The 16726-nt window shown below is 43.5% G+C and carries 19 protein-coding genes; 12 read left to right on the forward strand and 7 right to left on the reverse strand.

The features are described 5' to 3' along the window. The first annotated feature begins 204 nt into the window (after nt 1-204). Both wrbA and B4240_RS06630 read left to right on the forward strand, forming a co-directional pair. A complete protein-coding gene (wrbA, locus tag B4240_RS06625) occupies nt 205-822 on the forward strand; it encodes an NAD(P)H:quinone oxidoreductase (RefSeq protein ID WP_296237672.1) in 618 nt (205 codons plus the stop codon). A gap of 69 nt (nt 823-891) precedes the next feature. Further along, nucleotides 892-1380, forward strand: a complete 489-nt coding sequence (locus B4240_RS06630; protein WP_296237673.1) for a hypothetical protein — start codon at nt 892-894, stop codon at nt 1378-1380. Between the two features lie 92 nt (nt 1381-1472). Here the strand turns inward: B4240_RS06630 and B4240_RS06635 are convergent, their stop codons facing one another. Both B4240_RS06635 and B4240_RS06640 read right to left on the reverse strand, forming a co-directional pair. Next, entirely contained in the window at nt 1473-2243 is a 771-nt protein-coding gene (locus B4240_RS06635; RefSeq protein WP_296237674.1) for a DUF3108 domain-containing protein, read from the reverse strand. Between the two features lie 58 nt (nt 2244-2301). Continuing rightward, complete coding sequence (locus tag B4240_RS06640; RefSeq protein WP_296237675.1) at nt 2302-2556, reverse strand: hypothetical protein; 255 nt, start codon at nt 2554-2556, stop codon at nt 2302-2304. 211 nt (nt 2557-2767) lie between these two features. Here B4240_RS06640 and B4240_RS06645 point away from each other — a divergent pair, with 211 nt between their 5' ends. Together B4240_RS06645 and groL are read left to right on the forward strand one after the other, a co-directional pair. Further along, on the forward strand, nt 2768-3058 hold the full coding sequence (locus tag B4240_RS06645; protein WP_296237676.1) for a co-chaperone GroES: 291 nt from the start codon (nt 2768-2770) through the stop codon (nt 3056-3058). 111 nt (nt 3059-3169) lie between these two features. Then, complete coding sequence (groL, locus tag B4240_RS06650) at nt 3170-4819, forward strand: chaperonin GroEL (protein WP_296237677.1); 1650 nt, start codon at nt 3170-3172, stop codon at nt 4817-4819. Between the two features lie 212 nt (nt 4820-5031). Here groL and yaaA read toward each other — a convergent pair whose 3' ends face one another. Next, nucleotides 5032-5832: a peroxide stress protein YaaA gene (gene yaaA / locus B4240_RS06655; RefSeq protein ID WP_296237678.1), complete on the reverse strand. Its 801-nt coding sequence runs from the start codon at nt 5830-5832 to the stop codon at nt 5032-5034. Nucleotides 5833-6331: 499 nt separating this feature from the next. Between yaaA and B4240_RS06660 the strand changes: the two genes are divergently transcribed. From B4240_RS06660 to B4240_RS06685, 6 genes are all read left to right on the forward strand, one after another. Next, entirely contained in the window at nt 6332-7489 is a 1158-nt protein-coding gene (locus B4240_RS06660) for an NAD(P) transhydrogenase subunit alpha (RefSeq protein WP_296237680.1), read from the forward strand. A gap of 72 nt (nt 7490-7561) precedes the next feature. Beyond that, on the forward strand, nt 7562-7951 hold the full coding sequence (locus B4240_RS06665) for a proton-translocating transhydrogenase family protein (RefSeq protein WP_296237681.1): 390 nt from the start codon (nt 7562-7564) through the stop codon (nt 7949-7951). Then, nucleotides 7948-9348 (forward strand): NAD(P)(+) transhydrogenase (Re/Si-specific) subunit beta, encoded by a 1401-nt coding sequence (locus tag B4240_RS06670; protein WP_414707100.1) that lies wholly within the window; start codon nt 7948-7950, stop codon nt 9346-9348. Before B4240_RS06665 ends, B4240_RS06670 begins: the two co-directional genes overlap by 4 nt. A 154-nt stretch (nt 9349-9502) precedes the next feature. Beyond that, nucleotides 9503-10075, forward strand: a complete 573-nt coding sequence (locus tag B4240_RS06675; RefSeq protein ID WP_296237683.1) for an acyl-CoA thioesterase — start codon at nt 9503-9505, stop codon at nt 10073-10075. A gap of 141 nt (nt 10076-10216) precedes the next feature. Further along, the gene (gene iscX, locus B4240_RS06680; RefSeq protein WP_296237685.1) at nt 10217-10426 is read left to right on the forward strand and encodes a Fe-S cluster assembly protein IscX; all 210 of its coding nucleotides are present in this window, start codon (nt 10217-10219) and stop codon (nt 10424-10426) included. 74 nt (nt 10427-10500) lie between these two features. Then, entirely contained in the window at nt 10501-10998 is a 498-nt protein-coding gene (locus tag B4240_RS06685) for a GyrI-like domain-containing protein (protein WP_296237687.1), read from the forward strand. 92 nt (nt 10999-11090) lie between these two features. Here B4240_RS06685 and B4240_RS06690 read toward each other — a convergent pair whose 3' ends face one another. From B4240_RS06690 to B4240_RS06705, 4 genes are read right to left on the reverse strand one after another with little or no spacing between them, the layout of a single operon-like run. Then, nucleotides 11091-11825: a hypothetical protein gene (locus B4240_RS06690; protein WP_296237689.1), complete on the reverse strand. Its 735-nt coding sequence runs from the start codon at nt 11823-11825 to the stop codon at nt 11091-11093. A 32-nt stretch (nt 11826-11857) separates the two neighbouring features. Further along, nucleotides 11858-13057 carry a succinyl-diaminopimelate desuccinylase gene (dapE, locus tag B4240_RS06695; protein ID WP_296237691.1) on the reverse strand — a complete coding sequence of 400 codons (1200 nt, stop codon included), beginning with the start codon at nt 13055-13057 and terminating at the stop codon, nt 11858-11860. 52 nt (nt 13058-13109) lie between these two features. After that, nucleotides 13110-13574, reverse strand: a complete 465-nt coding sequence (locus tag B4240_RS06700; protein ID WP_296237693.1) for a hypothetical protein — start codon at nt 13572-13574, stop codon at nt 13110-13112. A gap of 51 nt (nt 13575-13625) precedes the next feature. Continuing rightward, a complete protein-coding gene (locus B4240_RS06705) occupies nt 13626-14381 on the reverse strand; it encodes a 2OG-Fe(II) oxygenase (protein WP_296237695.1) in 756 nt (251 codons plus the stop codon). 140 nt (nt 14382-14521) lie between these two features. Between B4240_RS06705 and B4240_RS06710 the strand changes: the two genes are divergently transcribed. Beyond that, nucleotides 14522-15397, forward strand: a complete 876-nt coding sequence (locus B4240_RS06710) for a 23S rRNA (adenine(2030)-N(6))-methyltransferase RlmJ (protein ID WP_296237697.1) — start codon at nt 14522-14524, stop codon at nt 15395-15397. 10 nt (nt 15398-15407) lie between these two features. Further along, nucleotides 15408-16364 (forward strand): CDP-diacylglycerol--serine O-phosphatidyltransferase, encoded by a 957-nt coding sequence (pssA, locus tag B4240_RS06715; protein WP_296237698.1) that lies wholly within the window; start codon nt 15408-15410, stop codon nt 16362-16364. The last annotated feature ends 362 nt before the right edge of the window (nt 16365-16726 follow it).

Below are 16726 nucleotides of genomic sequence, written 5' to 3' on the forward strand. Positions count from 1 at the left end.
TAATTGATGACACGCCCTAAGTTACCGTCAGTTTCAATGCTTGTCTCTATCATCTACAAAACATCATTGCCAAATGCGCTTTGTTTGCATACCAGTGAATGACTCGGGCATAATGTGCACATCTATTGGTCGGGCGTGTCATTTATAATAGAGCTGACGCGCCTTGACCATTTATTTTCACGTTTTTGTAAGGATGTTTTGCTAATGAGTCAGACCGCCCCCTATGTTTTGGTGCTTTATTATTCAAATTATGGTACGACAAAGACATTAGCATATGCCATCGCCCAAGGTATTGAAGACGCTGGCATGACCGCGCGTATTCGTACGGTGCCGACAGTCGCGCCTGAAACCATCGCAACTAAGCCTGCCATCCCTGATGACGGCGATTTGTATTGCACCATGGACGATTTAAAAGATTGCAGCGGTCTTGCGCTTGGCAGCCCAACGCACTTTGGCAATATGGCCGCGCCCATGAAGTACTTTTGGGACAATACCGTGACCCTTTGGCTGGCAGGTAACCTACAAAACAAACCCGCCGCCGTATTTACCGCAACCGGTTCGATGCATGGCGGACAAGAAACGACGCTGCTGACGATGATGATGCCGCTGTTGCACCATGGCATGATGATTGTAGGCATACCCTATGCTGAACCTGCCCTAAATCGTACCAGTCGTGGCGGCTCGCCTTATGGTGCCAGTCATGTCAGCGGTGCGTCACACGATCAGGCCGTATCGGCGGATGAGCGTGAGCTGGCAATTGCTCAAGGCCGTCGTTTGGCGATTACGGCCTCTGCACTAGCACAAGCCAATTGGCAGCGTTAATTGTTATCTAGTTAATTGCTGTCTATCTATTGTCGCTTGCCGTTATCAATTAGGAAATAAATACCTCTCATGGCTAATAATCATTCCAATCAGGACAGTAACGCCCAAATGCCAACAGGTAAAACATCTCAGGCGATGAAGGCACAAAAACCAATAGCGCCTATGCGTCAGCGTTTGATGATGACGTGGTTGGTTTGGCTGGTTTTTAGATTGCTTGGGCTGCCAATCTTAATCAGTGTTTTTAACCCGAGCAGTCCAGATATTATCGGCGGTATTGCTTGGCAAGCGTTATGGCTGCTGCCAGCGTTTGTCTTAACGCCATCGATATTACGCGGGCGTTCGCCTTATGCACTATTGATAGGCAGTATGTTTACCTTGGTTTATCTTGGGGCGAGCGGTGTGGTGTTATTCACCCGTATCTACGGCAGTAGTTGGGCTGAGATAATAGTATATTTGCTTGATTTTGTATTATTACTTACTATAAACGTCTGGTTGTTTATTTTGTTAAAACGTCTACCGTCGATGAATAATGTCGTGAAGCAACCGCGTTCGCGCTAAAGGTTTTATGTATGATTTTATTTGGATAACAAAAAAGCGGCGCTCCAAACAGAGCGCCGCTTTTTTATATTTTTGATTGTTCTACAAACTGTTTAATTAACTTTGGTTAATTCTAAATCCATCTTTTTGCCATCGTTAATTTGGCTTACTTTGATAGGTAGATAATCTAAGCTTGGCGCCAACCAAAAACTGGTCGAGCGGCTGTTATCGTCATGGATACGGTCGACACGAACGGTGTCAAAGGTGCCGGCTGGTACGGTAATCTTGGTACTACCCGATTTTTTAAAGGGTGTTTTCTCAATTTTGTCTTTTTTCGCCATGTAGTAATTACCCGAGAATTTACCGTTTAGTAAATCTTGGCGAATTTGCACCTCAAGGCTCAAATCATCAAAGGCTTGCTGCGCCATATCTAACGTCGTTGATTTGCCTCTATAGTTACTCACCACTTTTTTACTGCTTGGATTAAAGTCCAATTTATGCGTACGGCCAACGCCCAATAGCTTATAAGTGGTGCTGGCTTGGGTTGGGATGACATTGTTACCTTTAAGGGTAAACGTGCTGTTTTGTGAGGCAGTTGCCACGCCCGCCACGCGGGCATTGACATTATATTTCCACGTATTACCGGACTTATTTAATGTACGGGTCGCCGTACCTTTATATTTGTCTTCGACGGTAAAGCTATAGTTGGCACTTGAAGGTTCGATATTTTTGGCGCTCGCAAGGGTCGGTGCGGTCATACTTAAAGCTCCAATCGCAGCAATACTCGCCCCAGTGGTCAAGGCAGTCAAGAATTTAGAGGCGCTGCGTTTCAGGTTATTAGAATGGGCTGATAGGGATGGTTTCGGATTTGATAAAAAACTCATGGATGTTCCTTAATTTAATTTCAATTTGTGGGATTCGTTTTTAATTAGCTGTAGTTTTTTACTTATCAGGCTTATTATGCGTTAAATACTGTGTGCTCAACCTTATATTGTCATACTCTGTTACATTTTCAAGGGCGGCAAGCGCTTTAAGCGTTTGGTTAATGTAGTCAATGTTGCTGGTTTTGCGAAACGTGGCAAGCGCGGTAACTTGTTGTAAATTAATAAAAAAATGAGAAGCAAACGGTGCTGTAAAAGATGTGATAAACATTTTAAGGCTGCGCAATTCACTTAACTGACTTTTTATAAGGGTCATTACCGGCTGAATAACTAGCGATGTGCAAAATTCTTGTAAATTTTTGGTCTTTACACTTGAACCAAACTGTCCTTGCCCCCACTTTTTGATACAAGCTCAACGCTTATCTATAAGGTGCCAGTTTTTCGGCGCATTTCTTATAGATACTGGTCTTGAGACCATTTATTCAAATAAACCCTTATTTTATTAACCAAATTTTGGAGTCATATCGATGAACATTCGTCCTTTACATGACCGTATTGTCGTCCGCCGTATCGAAGAAGAAACAAAAACGGCCGGTGGTATTTTGCTTCCTGGTTCAGCACAAGAAAAACCTTCGCAAGGTGAAGTGATAGCAGCTGGTAATGGCCAAATTCGCGACAACGGTGAAACTCGCGCGTTAGATGTAAAAGTTGGCGACAAAGTCTTGTTTGGTCAATATGCTGGTCAAACGGTTAAAGTTGACGGCGAAGAGCTATTGATTATGAAAGAGTCTGATGTATTAGGTGTGCTAGAAGGCTAATTTTTGAGTATTCCTTTATACTCGGCACATTTTGCAAACACCGAAAATATCGAAAATAACATTGAAACATTTAATTGCATTCTCATACTTATAATAGTGGAGTAATTTAACATGGCAAAAGACGTAAAATTTGGCATTGATGCCCGTAAACAAATGATGGACGGCGTAAACGTTCTAGCAAACGCGGTAAAAGTCACCTTAGGCCCTAAAGGTCGTAACGTGGTTATCGATAAATCGTTTGGCGCACCTACCATCACAAAAGATGGTGTATCGGTTGCCAAAGAAATCGAGCTGGAAAACAAATTTGAAAACATGGGCGCGCAATTGGTTCGTGAAGTGGCTAGCCGCACCAACGACGTTGCTGGTGATGGTACAACGACTGCGACCGTATTGGCGCAATCAATCTTGCAAGAAGGCATGAAGTCAGTTGCCGCTGGCATGAACCCAATGGATCTAAAACGCGGTATCGATAAAGCCGTGCGCGCTGCGGTTGAGCAAATCCATGAGCTATCAACGCCTGCTGATGACTCAAAAGCGATTGCGCAAGTGGGTTCTATTTCTGCTAACTCAGACACCAAAATCGGTGAGCTAATTGCCCAAGCAATGGAAAAAGTGGGTAAGCAAGGCGTTATCACCGTTGAAGAAGGTTCAAGCTTTGAAGATACCTTAGAAGTGGTTGAAGGTATGCAGTTTGACCGTGGTTATATCAGCCCATACTTTGCCAACAAACAAGACAGCTTAACCGCTGAATTTGAAAACCCATATATCTTGCTTGTTGACAAAAAAATCAGCAATATCCGCGAAATCGTGCCATTACTTGAGCAAGTCATGCAGCAAAGCAAGCCACTACTCATTATTGCTGAAGACGTAGAAAACGAAGCGTTAGCGACTTTAGTGGTAAACAACATGCGTGGCGGCTTAAAAACTTGTGCCGTTAAAGCACCAGGATTTGGCGATCGCCGTAAAGCCATGTTAGAAGATATCGCAACGCTAACTGGCGGTACCGTTATCTCTGAAGAAATTGGTCTAAGTCTTGAGACTGCGACGCTAGAGCAATTGGGTACGGCGAAAAAAGTCACTGTCGGTAAAGAAAACACCGTTATCGTTGATGGCGCTGGTAACACCGCTGACATCGAAAACCGCGTTGACTCTATTAAACGTCAAGTTGAAGAATCAACGTCTGACTATGATAAAGAAAAGCTGCAAGAGCGTATGGCGAAACTTGCTGGCGGCGTTGCCGTTATCAAAGTTGGCGCGGCGACCGAAACTGAAATGAAAGAGAAGAAAGATCGCGTTGATGATGCGCTACATGCAACTCGCGCAGCGGTTGAAGAAGGCGTTGTCCCTGGTGGCGGTGTCGCTCTTGTTCGTGCAATGAATGCATTATCTGAGCTTCGTGGCGATAACGATGACCAAAATGCGGGTATCAATATTTTACGCCGTGCAATGGAAGCGCCATTACGTCAAATCGTGACCAACTCAGGCGATGAAGCGTCAGTGGTGGTTAACGAAGTGAAAAATGGTAGCGGTAACTACGGTTATAATGCCGCGTCTGGTGAATACGGCGATATGCTCGAGATGGGTATTCTTGACCCAGCAAAAGTATCACGCTCTGCACTAGAAAACGCCGCTTCTGTCGCCGGCCTCATGCTGACCACTGAAGCCATGATTACTGATTTACCGCAAGGTGATGATGCTATGGCTGGCATGGGCGCTGCTGGTGGCATGGGCGGTATGGGTGGCATGGGCGGTATGATGTAATTTTACTTCTGCTACAAAGCGATTTTTCTTTGTCAGACGCGCTCAATGTCAATGTACAATAGGTACTATTTTCGCGCGTCTTCCTCGACAAATCGCTTTTCGCTAGAAGTATGACTTTGTCATAACCTACTTGTTAAACCTAATCCAAACAAAACCCCGATAGGCTAAGCTTATCGGGGTTTTTTTATGCAAATGAGATATTTTTTTCAAAACTACTGACTTGCTTCATCATGTCTAAACACCCACGTTTTATCATCAGATAACTCATCGACATAATAATAACCCGCCACATCAAACTGCTTTAATTGCTCAGCACTAGTCAATTTATTATCAGCAGCGTATTTCACCATCAGCCCACGAGCTTTTTTGGCATAAAAGCTAATTACTTTGTATTGACCATTTTTCTCGTCTTCAAACCGCGGCGTGATAATCTCCGCATTTAACGCCTTCTTTTTTATCACTTTAAAATACTCATTAGAGGCGAGGTTAACCAAAACTTTATTTTCGCTATCTACCAGTCGCGCATTGATAATGTCAGTCACTTGTTCGCCCCAAAACTCGTATAAGTTATCACCGCGCTCGTTTTTTAGCTTTGTGCCCATCTCCAAGCGATACGGCTGAATTAAATCGAGCGGCTTTAACACACCATAAAGCCCTGACAAAATACCCAAATGTTCATTGACATAAATGGCGGTGTCTTTATCCATGTGATACATATCAAGGCCGCTATAAACATCGCCATCAAATAAATAACCTGCCGGCTTGGCGTTGTCGTCCGTAAAGGGAGTATTCTCACTCCAAGCCCATTCTTGATTGCGCTTCGCATTGAGCTGCGCCAAATCGTCAGAAATGCCCATCAGCTCTTGTAAATCAATCGGCTCTTTTGCTTTTAAGTTTTTCATGAGTGTTTGCGCGTGCTCAATCAGCTCGGGCTGACTGTAGAAGTCGGCCAAATTTACGGGTACGGCGTCTTTTTCGTTGAGCGATTTGGCAGGGGAGAGTAAAAAATACATCATTATTCCTTATTATAGTGAGTCAATTCGTATGCTATTTAAGTGTCAGGTTTTCTTATTATACGACAGGCAATATTTTATCTTGACTTAGTCGTGGCGGTTTTGTATTTTTAAGCGTTATCATGAACATATGTCAGATATTAAAACAATTTTTGCCTGGTCGTGAGCTACTAGCTTACAGGCTTCACGCGCGGCCGGAAAAAATAAAAGTTTTTAATATAACAATAAAAGTTATGATGATGGTGTAAATGCCTAACTTTTTATTTTACTTGTGGGTCATCATTAGACAATGAAAGTTTGCGAGCGATATCTCTATAATAAAAAGACATGATGGCAAAGAAGCTTTCATTTATTAAATTGATAATCTTTGGTCGTAAGTTCTTAACCAACCGTGACCAAAGATTTTTTTGTCCCCTGTGCTTTTTAAATGTGCGTTGCGGGTGTTAAAAGGTAGTCATTAGACGTGAGTATGGTCATTAGACGTAAGTAAGGAGACGGTATGAAAATCGGTGTTATTAGTGCAGATAGCGCAAGTGAAAAACGGGTAGCGCTAACCCCAGACGCGGTAAAAAAATTACGTAAACTTGGGTTTGAAGTCGTCATCCAGTCAGGAGCCGGTCAAGCAGCGTATTATGCCGATGAGCTGTATCAAGCAGCGGGTGCTGATATTGCCAACAGTAGTACCGAGGTCGTCAAGCAAGCGCAAATTATTACTACCGTCAATGATTTGCCAGCAGCGGTGACTGAGCATTTAACGGCCGGTCAAGTGGTTATCGGTATGCTTGACCCATATCGCAATAGCCAACTTGATACTTACGCGGCCAAAGGCGCGACCGCCTTTGCCATGGAGCTCTTGCCACGTACCTTATCACGCGCGCAAAACATGGACGTTTTATCCTCACAAGCCAACCTTGCCGGTTATAAAGCCGTATTGCTTGCTGCTAACGAATACTCGCGTCCGTTTCCGATGTTTATGACCTCAGCGGGAACGGTGAAACCTGCCAAAGTGGTTATCTTAGGCGTTGGTGTTGCAGGTTTGCAGGCGATTGCCACAGCAAAGCGTTTAGGCGCTGTCGTTGAAGCCAGTGATTTGCGACCTGCTGCCAAAGAGCAGGTGGAATCGCTTGGCGGTAAATGGCTCGACGTGCCAATGAGCGAAGACGAAGCGCAAAAAGCCAAAGCAACGGGCGGCTATGCATGGACGCCATCTGAGCAATATATCAAAGATCAAGCTGCTGTGGTTGACAAGGCATTAAGTAACGCTGATATCGTTATCACCACCGCGCAGATTCCTGGACGTGACGCGCCGCGCTTAGTGCACGGGGCAACGCTTGCCAAAATGAAAGCCGGCTCAGTACTGATTGACATGGCAGCTGGTACGGGTGGAAATGTCGAGGGCAGTGTGCCTGATGAAACCATTACCACGCCAAACGGCGTGCGTATCGTTGGCGCGGCCAATATCCCATCACAACTGGCAGCGCAGTCTTCAGATTTATATGCCAATAACCTTGTTAATTTTATCACTACTTTAATGGCTCCTGCAGCTACAGACGACGCTTCAGCGAAAACGCTGGCACTTAATTTAGACATGAATGATGAGATTCAAGGGGCGTTAGCGGTGACGCATGACAACCAAGTACGCCTTGCTAAACGCTAAACCTTAACCATCCAGTCTCAAGTTTCATTACCCTACATTTGCCAGACTCGAACAAATTTTTAGGAGGATTAGATGATTGCCACTATTTTAGCGGCAGCGCCAGCGGGTGCGGCCATGAGTAGCACACCGTTTGTAGCGATTTTCACGGTATTCGTGCTCGCTATTTTCGTCGGATATTACGTCGTTTGGGGCGTCACGCCAGCATTGCACACGCCATTGATGGCGGTAACCAATGCGTTATCAAGTATCGTCATCGTCGGGGCGATGCTACAAACCGTCAATATTGATGGTGCGATGTTTACCCCAACCAGCTTGCTCGGTGCCTTTGCGGTGTTTTTAGCCAGCATCAATATTTTTGGTGGTTTTGCGGTGACCGAGCGTATGCTCGCGATGTTTAAACCAAAAGCGAAAAAAGCGCCAGCTCCTGAAACTGCGACGACTGAAAGCGGAGGCGATGCATGAGCGATTTAACAAATATGATTGCGGCAAATGCGGATTGGTTTTACTTAATCGGTGCCATCCTTTTTGTCTTAACCCTGCGCGGTCTCTCTAGTCCAAAAACCGCCATTCGCGGTAACCGCTTTGGTATGGTGGCGATGGCGATTGCCGTTGTAACGACCTTTTTCTTAGCCGAAGGCCCTGTGCTCTGGTTAATTATCGGTGCCATGGTGTTGGGTGCACTCGTTGGTATGTGGAAAGCGAAAACGGTTGCCATGACCCAAATGCCAGAAACCGTGGCCTTGATGCATTCGTTTGTTGGTTTGGCGGCGGTGGCGATTGCTCTGGCAACTGTATTGCATACTGAGCAACAGCATGGCGCAGTCGCTCGTGCTGAACTGTTTATCGGTTGCTTTATTGGTGCGATTACCTTTTCAGCGTCTGTTTTTGCCTTTGGTAAATTGGCCGCAAAGAGCTGGGCAAAAACACTGGTAGGCGGCTGGGTCAAGCCCGTACAGGCTATTTTATTTATTGCCATGATTGGCTTTGGTATCGTCTACTTTATGATCGATTCATTGCCAGCTTTTTACGCGATGGCCGTATTAGCAGTGCTATTTGGCTGGATGTGGATTGCCCCAATTGGTGGCGGCGATATGCCAGTCGTTGTGTCGCTATTGAACTCATTTTCAGGTTGGGCAGCAGCAGGTATTGGTTTTACCCTTGGCAACTCGATGCTGATTATTGCAGGTTCACTCGTTGGTTCATCGGGGGCGATTTTATCTTATATCATGTGTAAAGCTATGAACCGCTCACTACTAAACGTCTTATTCGGCGGTATGGGAACGTCAGCCGCCGCTGCAGGCGCTGATGATGGCGCACCAAAAACTTACAAAGCAGGCTCAGCAGAAGATGCAGGATTCCTCATGTCTAATGCCAGCAGCGTGGTGATTGTGCCAGGTTATGGTATGGCACAGGGCCGGGCACAAAACGCGGTCAAAGAATTGTATGAGCTGTTAAAAGAAGAAGGCGTCAATGTTCGCTTTGCGATTCATCCGGTCGCTGGTCGTATGCCAGGACACATGAACGTCCTATTGGCGGAAGCCGACGTGCCTTATGATGACATTCTTGAGATGGATGAGATTAACTCAGACTTCGCCAGTACCGATGTGGTTTTGGTCATTGGCGCCAACGACGTCGTCAATCCATCGGCAAAAGACGATCCGTCGTCACCAATCTTTGGTATGCCAATCTTAGAAGTCAATAAAGCGCAAACGGTCATGGTCATTAAGCGCTCAATGAGTACCGGTTATGCAGGTCTTGATAATAGCTTGTTCTATATGGATAAAACCATGATGATCTTTGGTGATGCCAAGAAAATGGTCGAAGAGATGGTTCGTAGTATCAATGGCGGCGGTCACTAATCTGCAAAATTGGTTTTTAACCATGCGTTTTAAATATATAATTTTGCCAATAAAAAAGTCACTCAGGTGGCTTTTTTTGCGTTAAGGTAAGCAGCATTTATCAAAGCTATACTCAGTCATTATTTATAAAGAATAACTATTAAGAGAATTATTTATGAACATGTTGATACGTTTTTTTATTATGGTCAGCTTATTAAAGCAGCAACTTAAGCAACAATCAGTTAAAGAAAAGCTAAGTATTGAGCAATTGGCCACACCAGTGGTACGTCGTTATCGCGTATTACCGCATGATATGGGCTTTCGCGATCATTTACCAAATTACCGTTATTTATCATTTATTGAGCTCAATATTACCCGTTGGCTGATGGCATGCTGTCATCAAAAAGACATTAAAAATCTCGGCTGGATTATTGCCATGCAAGAAATGGTTTATCTCAAAGAAATTAAATTCCTTAATAAAATGTCGGTAAATAGTACGCTTGTCGGCTGGGATAAAAAATACGTCTATTTTGAAACGCGCTTTTTTGTAAAAAATCAGTTGATGGGCGTTGGTATGACTAAGTTTGTCTTAACCGATAAAAAAGGTAAGTGTGCGCCAGAAGTATTGGATATGCTAGGCGAGCAGTCAAATGACGTTATTGATTCTTGGAACCAGCATCAAGTAGCGATTAAATCTGCCAAATCTACTGCCTCGACCAAAGTAACCGAAGCAATAAACACTGCATAATGAACTTGTCTATAATCAGCTGGCGAATTTTGCTAGGATAGAGATTACTAAATTGCCAAGCAAATCATTTAACAATTAGCCAGTCGAACTGTCCATCAGTTCGATGACAGGTATAAAATAAATAACAGTTAAGGAGCCACTATGACCCCGCAAAAATTAAAATGGACAGACAGCTTAGACATCGCTATCGAGCTTTATGAAAAATTTCCAGATGTCGATCCGCAGTACATTCGCTTTACCGATTTACATCGTTGGGTGACGGAATTAGAAGGCTTTGATGACGATCCGCAAAAATCAAACGAGGGTATCTTAGAATCCATTCAGATGAATTGGATTGATGAAGCCGATTAAGGCGATTAAGGCGATTTTTTTCTTTAACAGCACATCAAATAACAATGACAGAGAACAACAGGGCAGGCAGCATCATGACGTCTCAAATTAAAGAGCTAGCCGAAGCGATAGCTTGCAAGGGTATTAGCATTCGTACGACCAATCACGCTGAAATTAGCCATGAAACGGCAAAATTAGGTCGCTTATGGCAAAAGTTTTATCAAAACTACATGGGAGATTTGCCTGAAGGTCAGGATATCTATGGCATCTACCACAATTATGAAAGCGCCGATTTAGTAGGGGCGTTTGATGTTGTGGCCGGTTGGCAAGTAGATAGTGAGGAAGCGCAGCCAGATAACGTGGCGGCTAATGCCAACAATCTTGTAACGATAGCCATTCCTGCAGGAAAATACTTGGTGTTTTCTGAAACAGGCAATATGCCTAATACCGTGATGAATGCATGGGAGAAGGCTTGGGAATATTTTAATGATCCAAGCTGTGAGCATACTCGCACTTATAACGTCGATTTTGAGCATTATATTGATGGTAATCTAGAGTATGGGCAAGTGGACGTTTATATTGGGATTGAGTAGAAAAATATAGAATATAGCTATGATATTTGAAGATATTGTAGGGTGGGTTAGCTCAAGCGTAACCCACCACGCTGATAATTTAATAAAAAAATTTAAAGTATTAATCTACCCGTTTGTCTAACTTCTACATTCACACCTGTTAACTGTTTTAACTCATTTTCTATTTGTGTATGGCGCGTAGTCGTTAGAGGCTTCTGAAAGTAAGTATCGATAACAATTTTAAACCCCATAGGCGTAAAGCCTAAGCCTTGCATCTCGCCGCCGTACTTCTTGATAATTTTATCAATTTCTTCTATATCTTCTTGGCTATTATAAACATCTAGCATCTGAGCGCGACTTCTATCAGCTATTGGTAATATTTCAATAGCTATGCTAAAGCCGCGTAGCTCGCTTTTTTTAATGACATATTCGTAATTGTCAGCGACTACATTCTGTCGCGTGACGATAAAATATTTCGGCACACCATCGCCATTACCATAAATGTCAACATAGCTATCACCAAGTTGTGCTTTTACTTGATCCACGAACTGTTGTACCTCTGCTGAACCATATACCATTTCATGACGATAAATATCGGCGACAGGTCTATTAACGGCATCTGCTAAACTGACAATATAGTCTGGGTAGTCGACATCTCGTGGTGCATTGTCGATAGAAATATTGGATTTAGTATCAATTTTTGACCAATCAATATAAATTTTTTTTTGCTCAACTACCGTACCTGTATGTTCAGATTTTAATGGTGCGTATGATGCGGCATTACAGCCATTTAATAACGCAGTCATCACGACAGTAAAGGCGAGCGTTATAGGGTTACATTTAATCATTGCAGCCTATCCTCAAATATTGGATAAAATTTTCAATCCAACAATAAATTCTCCAATATCCCTTCATAAATCTGCGCCAATCTCCCTAAGTCATCAATTTCTACTTTTTCATCGACCTGATGAATGGTGGCGTTACGCACGCCAAGCTCAACCACTTGCGCGCCAGTTGGCGCAATAAAGCGGCCATCTGAGGTGCCGCCTGATGTAGATAACGTGGTATCAACATCGGTCACAGATTTAATTGCTTGCTGGCAGGCTGATACGAGTTTGCCTTCTGGGGTTAAAAATGGCTGACCGGATAATTTCCAATGAATATCATAACTGGCTTTGCTGTTTTCAAAATGCTTATCAAAGATAGCATGGGTTTTTGCTTTTAGCTCTTCTTCAGTAGTTTCTGTCGAAAAACGAAAATTGAAAACCACTTTTAGCGTTTCAGGAATGACGTTGGTCGCGCCCGTACCGCCATTAATATTAGAGATTTGCAGGGAAGTCGCAGGGAAGTAGTCGTTACCGTTATCCCAAGTTGTAGCTGTAAGTTCTGCCAATGCTGCCATCGCTGCATGTATCGGATTTGAGGCAAGGTGCGGGTAGGCAACGTGACCTTGTTTACCCGTGACAGTAAGCTCTGCGCCCAATGAGCCGCGGCGACCATTTTTAATGATATCGCCAAGCGTGTCGGTACTTGATGGCTCGCCGACGAGGCAATAGGTAATTTTCTCATTGCGCGCTTCAAGCGTTTCAATGACTTTCACCGTGCCATTGATGGACGGGCCTTCTTCATCTGCGGTGATTAAAAAAGCAATAGAGCCATTGTGCTTAGGATAATTAGCGACAAAACGCTCGGCGGCAACGGTAAAAGCAGCAATGCCAGTTTTCATATCAGCGGCACCGCGCGCCCATAGATAACCATCAGCGATGGTTGGTGTAAATGGTGGATAAGTCCAATTGTTTTCATCACCAGTTGGTACGACGTCGGTATGACCAGCAAAGCAAATAACGGGATCGGCTGTACCACGGCGCGCCCAAAGGTTTTTGACTTCAGCGTGCTCGCCTTTTGCCTGTTTATCACCGTAATACATAAACTCACAATTAAACCCAGCTTGCGTCAGACGCTCTGACAATATATCTTGGCAGCCATCATCATCGGGGGTAACGGACGGGCGTTCAAGTAGGGCGATGCTTAGCTCTAGCGTTTGCTGTTGAAGGGTTTTACTATTATTTTCTGAACTCATGACAGTCCTAGATATGTTGTTTTGATGTTTATAATTTGAGGTCTGAAAAAATTTAGTTTTTATCCAAGTCAATTTTTTCATAATCGCCGTAATATATTGCTAGATACTCTGTAATGCACTTTTCGGCTGGGGTATTACTATAATTTTTAACTTTGTCACTGTTGTAAGTATGCACATAGCCGGCTGCAGAAATCACTTCACCCATTTTATAACTCGTTCCTAATAGTCTTAAAGTCTTATGATGACTATTAAAAGTTGCATGTCCTTCGGGAAATACAGGTGTCATCCATCTGCTTCCATCAAATGCAAGTAAACACCCATCCTCATATTTGAATTCAGTAGTAATAGCAGTCGGATTAATTATGAGAGGTTCTTCAGGCGTGGATTTTGGTAAATAATAGGTAAAAAATAACTCATTGTTTTTTTGAGTAGCGGCTTGATGATTAAGTGTCTCGCAGCTCACAATCAGAGGGAACATAGCAATTAAGAGCAAGCTTCTATATAAGGTTTTATGCATTATCATTATCCTTAATTAACAAGGCTTATTTAAAGTAATAGCTAATGGACTTTAAATATTACCTTTAACAAAAGGCACCAAACCATCACGGCGCATCCAAGTAGCAATAGAATAACGCTGACGATGGGCGATTTGCACTTGATGTTGTAGGTCACTATCAAATATGACCAATCTATTAGCAACAGGCATGACATTATGATGAACGCCATGTTTATCGACGATTTCTAAAGCGCCGCCGTCACTATCGCGCCAATCATCATTGAGATAAAATACCGCCGAGATAACGCGCTCGTCACGTCCAGCAGGATTGTCGCTATGCCATTGATAGCCAAAGCCTACCGGATAACAAGCGTAATGTGCTTCACTATGGCGAATACCGGCAAATAAGCTTTGATTGAATAAAACAGCAAGCGCATTGATACTTTGTAAATAATAGTAGCCTGCAAAAAAGTTTTCGGTAATCCAGCGAATACGGTCGCCGCGAATATCGCTGACTCGAATACCGGCGGTCAGTTCGGCGTCACGATAGTCAATAAAACCGCTTTCAGATTGCAGAGCTAACAGCGCTTTATTGTCAAACACCTCATCAATAATCATCCAGCCATCATCTACAAACTTATCTAGCTGCTTATCGGTCAGCTTCTCTTGCCAATCGATATCGAAATCGGTGAATTGTAATTCACGCTGAGTTGGCGGCGTTTGACTTTCGTTATCGCTAGAGGGATATAGTAGTGGCGGGTTATCCGCCCCAATCGGATGATCGACGACTAACTTTGTCACATCAAGATTGCTAATAATCTGCGTCATTTTGCCTCGCCTTTATCGATAAACATGCTATTTGCTGTCAACACACAGCCAATCACTGCCTTTTTACCAAAACCATCGTTATCTTTTACTCTGCCTATGCTACCATAGATGCAATTTTTCTTATTTAAACTTTTGAGATTATGAACTATAAACACGCCTATCACGCTGGTAACTTTGCCGATGTTGTTAAACACATTTTACTGGTACAACTGCTGAATCAATTGGGGCAAAAAAACAAACCTTTTTATGTGCTTGATGCTTATGGCGGTCGCGGCCTGTACTCGCTCGGCAGTGAAGAGGCGCGCAAAACAGGCGAAGCCAAAGGCGGTATCCAAGCTTTGTTAAAAGCTGACGTTGAAAAAGCTCCGGCGGCAGTCAAAGACTATATGGAAGGCATTAAACAAGCGCGTTTCACTTATGATAAAAAAGTCTATCCCGGCTCGCCTTGGTGGATTGCGCATCATGTTGAAAAAAATCCTGATGCGGGCGTGCGCGGCGAAGCGTTTGAAGCCAAAGCCAGTGAATACGATGCACTAAATTATCAGCTGTATAAATTGCCGATTGGTATTCATCATCGCAATGCCTTTGAAGGTATCGCTGCGGTTATTCCGCCAAAAGAGAAGCGCGGCCTGATTTTCCTTGATCCCCCTTACGAGCAAGAGCACAAAGACTTTACCCGTTTGATTGATCTATTGGTGCACTCTTATAATAAATGGCCACAAGGTACTTATGCCTTATGGTACCCGATTAAAAACATGGAAGCGGTCGAGCTGTTTTATAAAAAGCTAAAACGTACTGAGATGAGACGCCAACTGGTTTGCGAGCTCAATATCTATCCTAACGATATAGCTGTTGGTCTGAACGGTACAGGATTACTCGTTATCAATCCGCCTTGGCAGTTTGACAACCACGCGCGTGAGATTTTGCGTTTCTTACAGCCCGTGCTAAAGGTTGCGGATGCACCAAATATGTCTCCTGATAGTGCGACCAATGTGCGCTGGCTGGTTGGCGAATAAGGATATCGTTATGACGACTGATCACTCATCAAGCAATCTACTAAAAGACGGTCTGCGCAAAGACAAGCGGACACAAGAAAGTCTGGTAACGGATGGTGTTATGAATGGTGTTTTGGTAAAAGAGCCATTGTTACAAGATAGCGCTGCCACTCAGCCGCCTTTTGTCGATGAGCATGAGTTCAATATTCGCCTAGCGGATGATGATAATTATGATGGCTTAACCTTTGAGGTGATTGAAGCAGAAGTCGCCGAAGGTAAGCGCGTGGTCAGTCGCGGTGTATATTTAGCGCCCAATCTCATCACAACTTTATCTTTGCTATCGGGTTTTTATTCTATTTTAGCCAGTACCCAAGGCGAATTTTATAAAGCCTCACTGGCGATTTTCTTATCCGCCATTCTTGATGGAGCCGATGGGCGCGTTGCGCGTATGCTTAATGCGCAAAGTCCTTTTGGCGAGCAGTATGATTCGCTTGCCGATATGCTAGCTTTTGGCGTTGCGCCAGCGATTTTGGTTTATAGTTTTGCGCTACAGCCGTTAGGTCGTATTGGTCTCGGTTGCGCTTTCGTCTTTACAGCCTGCGGCGCGTTTCGCTTGGCGCGCTTTAACGTACAGGTTGGTATTGTCGATAAAAAGTATTTTGTCGGTTTGGCAAGCCCACTTGCTGCTATCTTAGTCACCGCGGCTGTTATGGTCGCAATAGATCATAATGAGTGGATTGGACAATATGATACGGCGATCATGCTACTGTTTGCCGCTTGGGTGGTGATTTGTGGTTTATTGATGGTCAGTAACGTCAAATACTATAGCTTTAAAGAGTTTGATAAAAAGAAAGTGCCATTCGTTGTGCTTATCATTGGCGTATTAGTCATGAGTATCATCTTATATGATATCCCTGTTGGCATCTTGGCCATTGGTATCATCTATGCCTTATCAGGTATTGTTACCACCCTAAAAAGTAAAATGTGAAATTGAAAACAAAATCTCAGATTTAAATCTTAATTAATCAAGGGGTTGTAAAGTATATAAAATAAAATTTAATAACCCCTTGACCCACCTTCAAATGCGCGTATAATGCCACCCAGTCGAAAGGGAAGAGTGTTTACAAAGTGCTTAGCACTGAATAAACCACCATTAGCGAGAGAGTTTCATTCAACCTGCCTATAAGTAGAAGTAGCCTGATAAAAACTTTCAAACCAAATAAAAAAACTTCTTGACTTAGCAAATAAACCGTCTATAATACGCACCTCATTAGGACGAACTGGAAAGATTGATAGGTAATTTACATATCTTAAACCCAGCTAACCCATTGAAACAAATTATAAAAAAGC

It is taken from the genome of Psychrobacter sp. UBA5136, from assembly GCF_002414005.1.
Taxonomy (GTDB): Bacteria; Pseudomonadota; Gammaproteobacteria; order Pseudomonadales; family Moraxellaceae; genus Psychrobacter.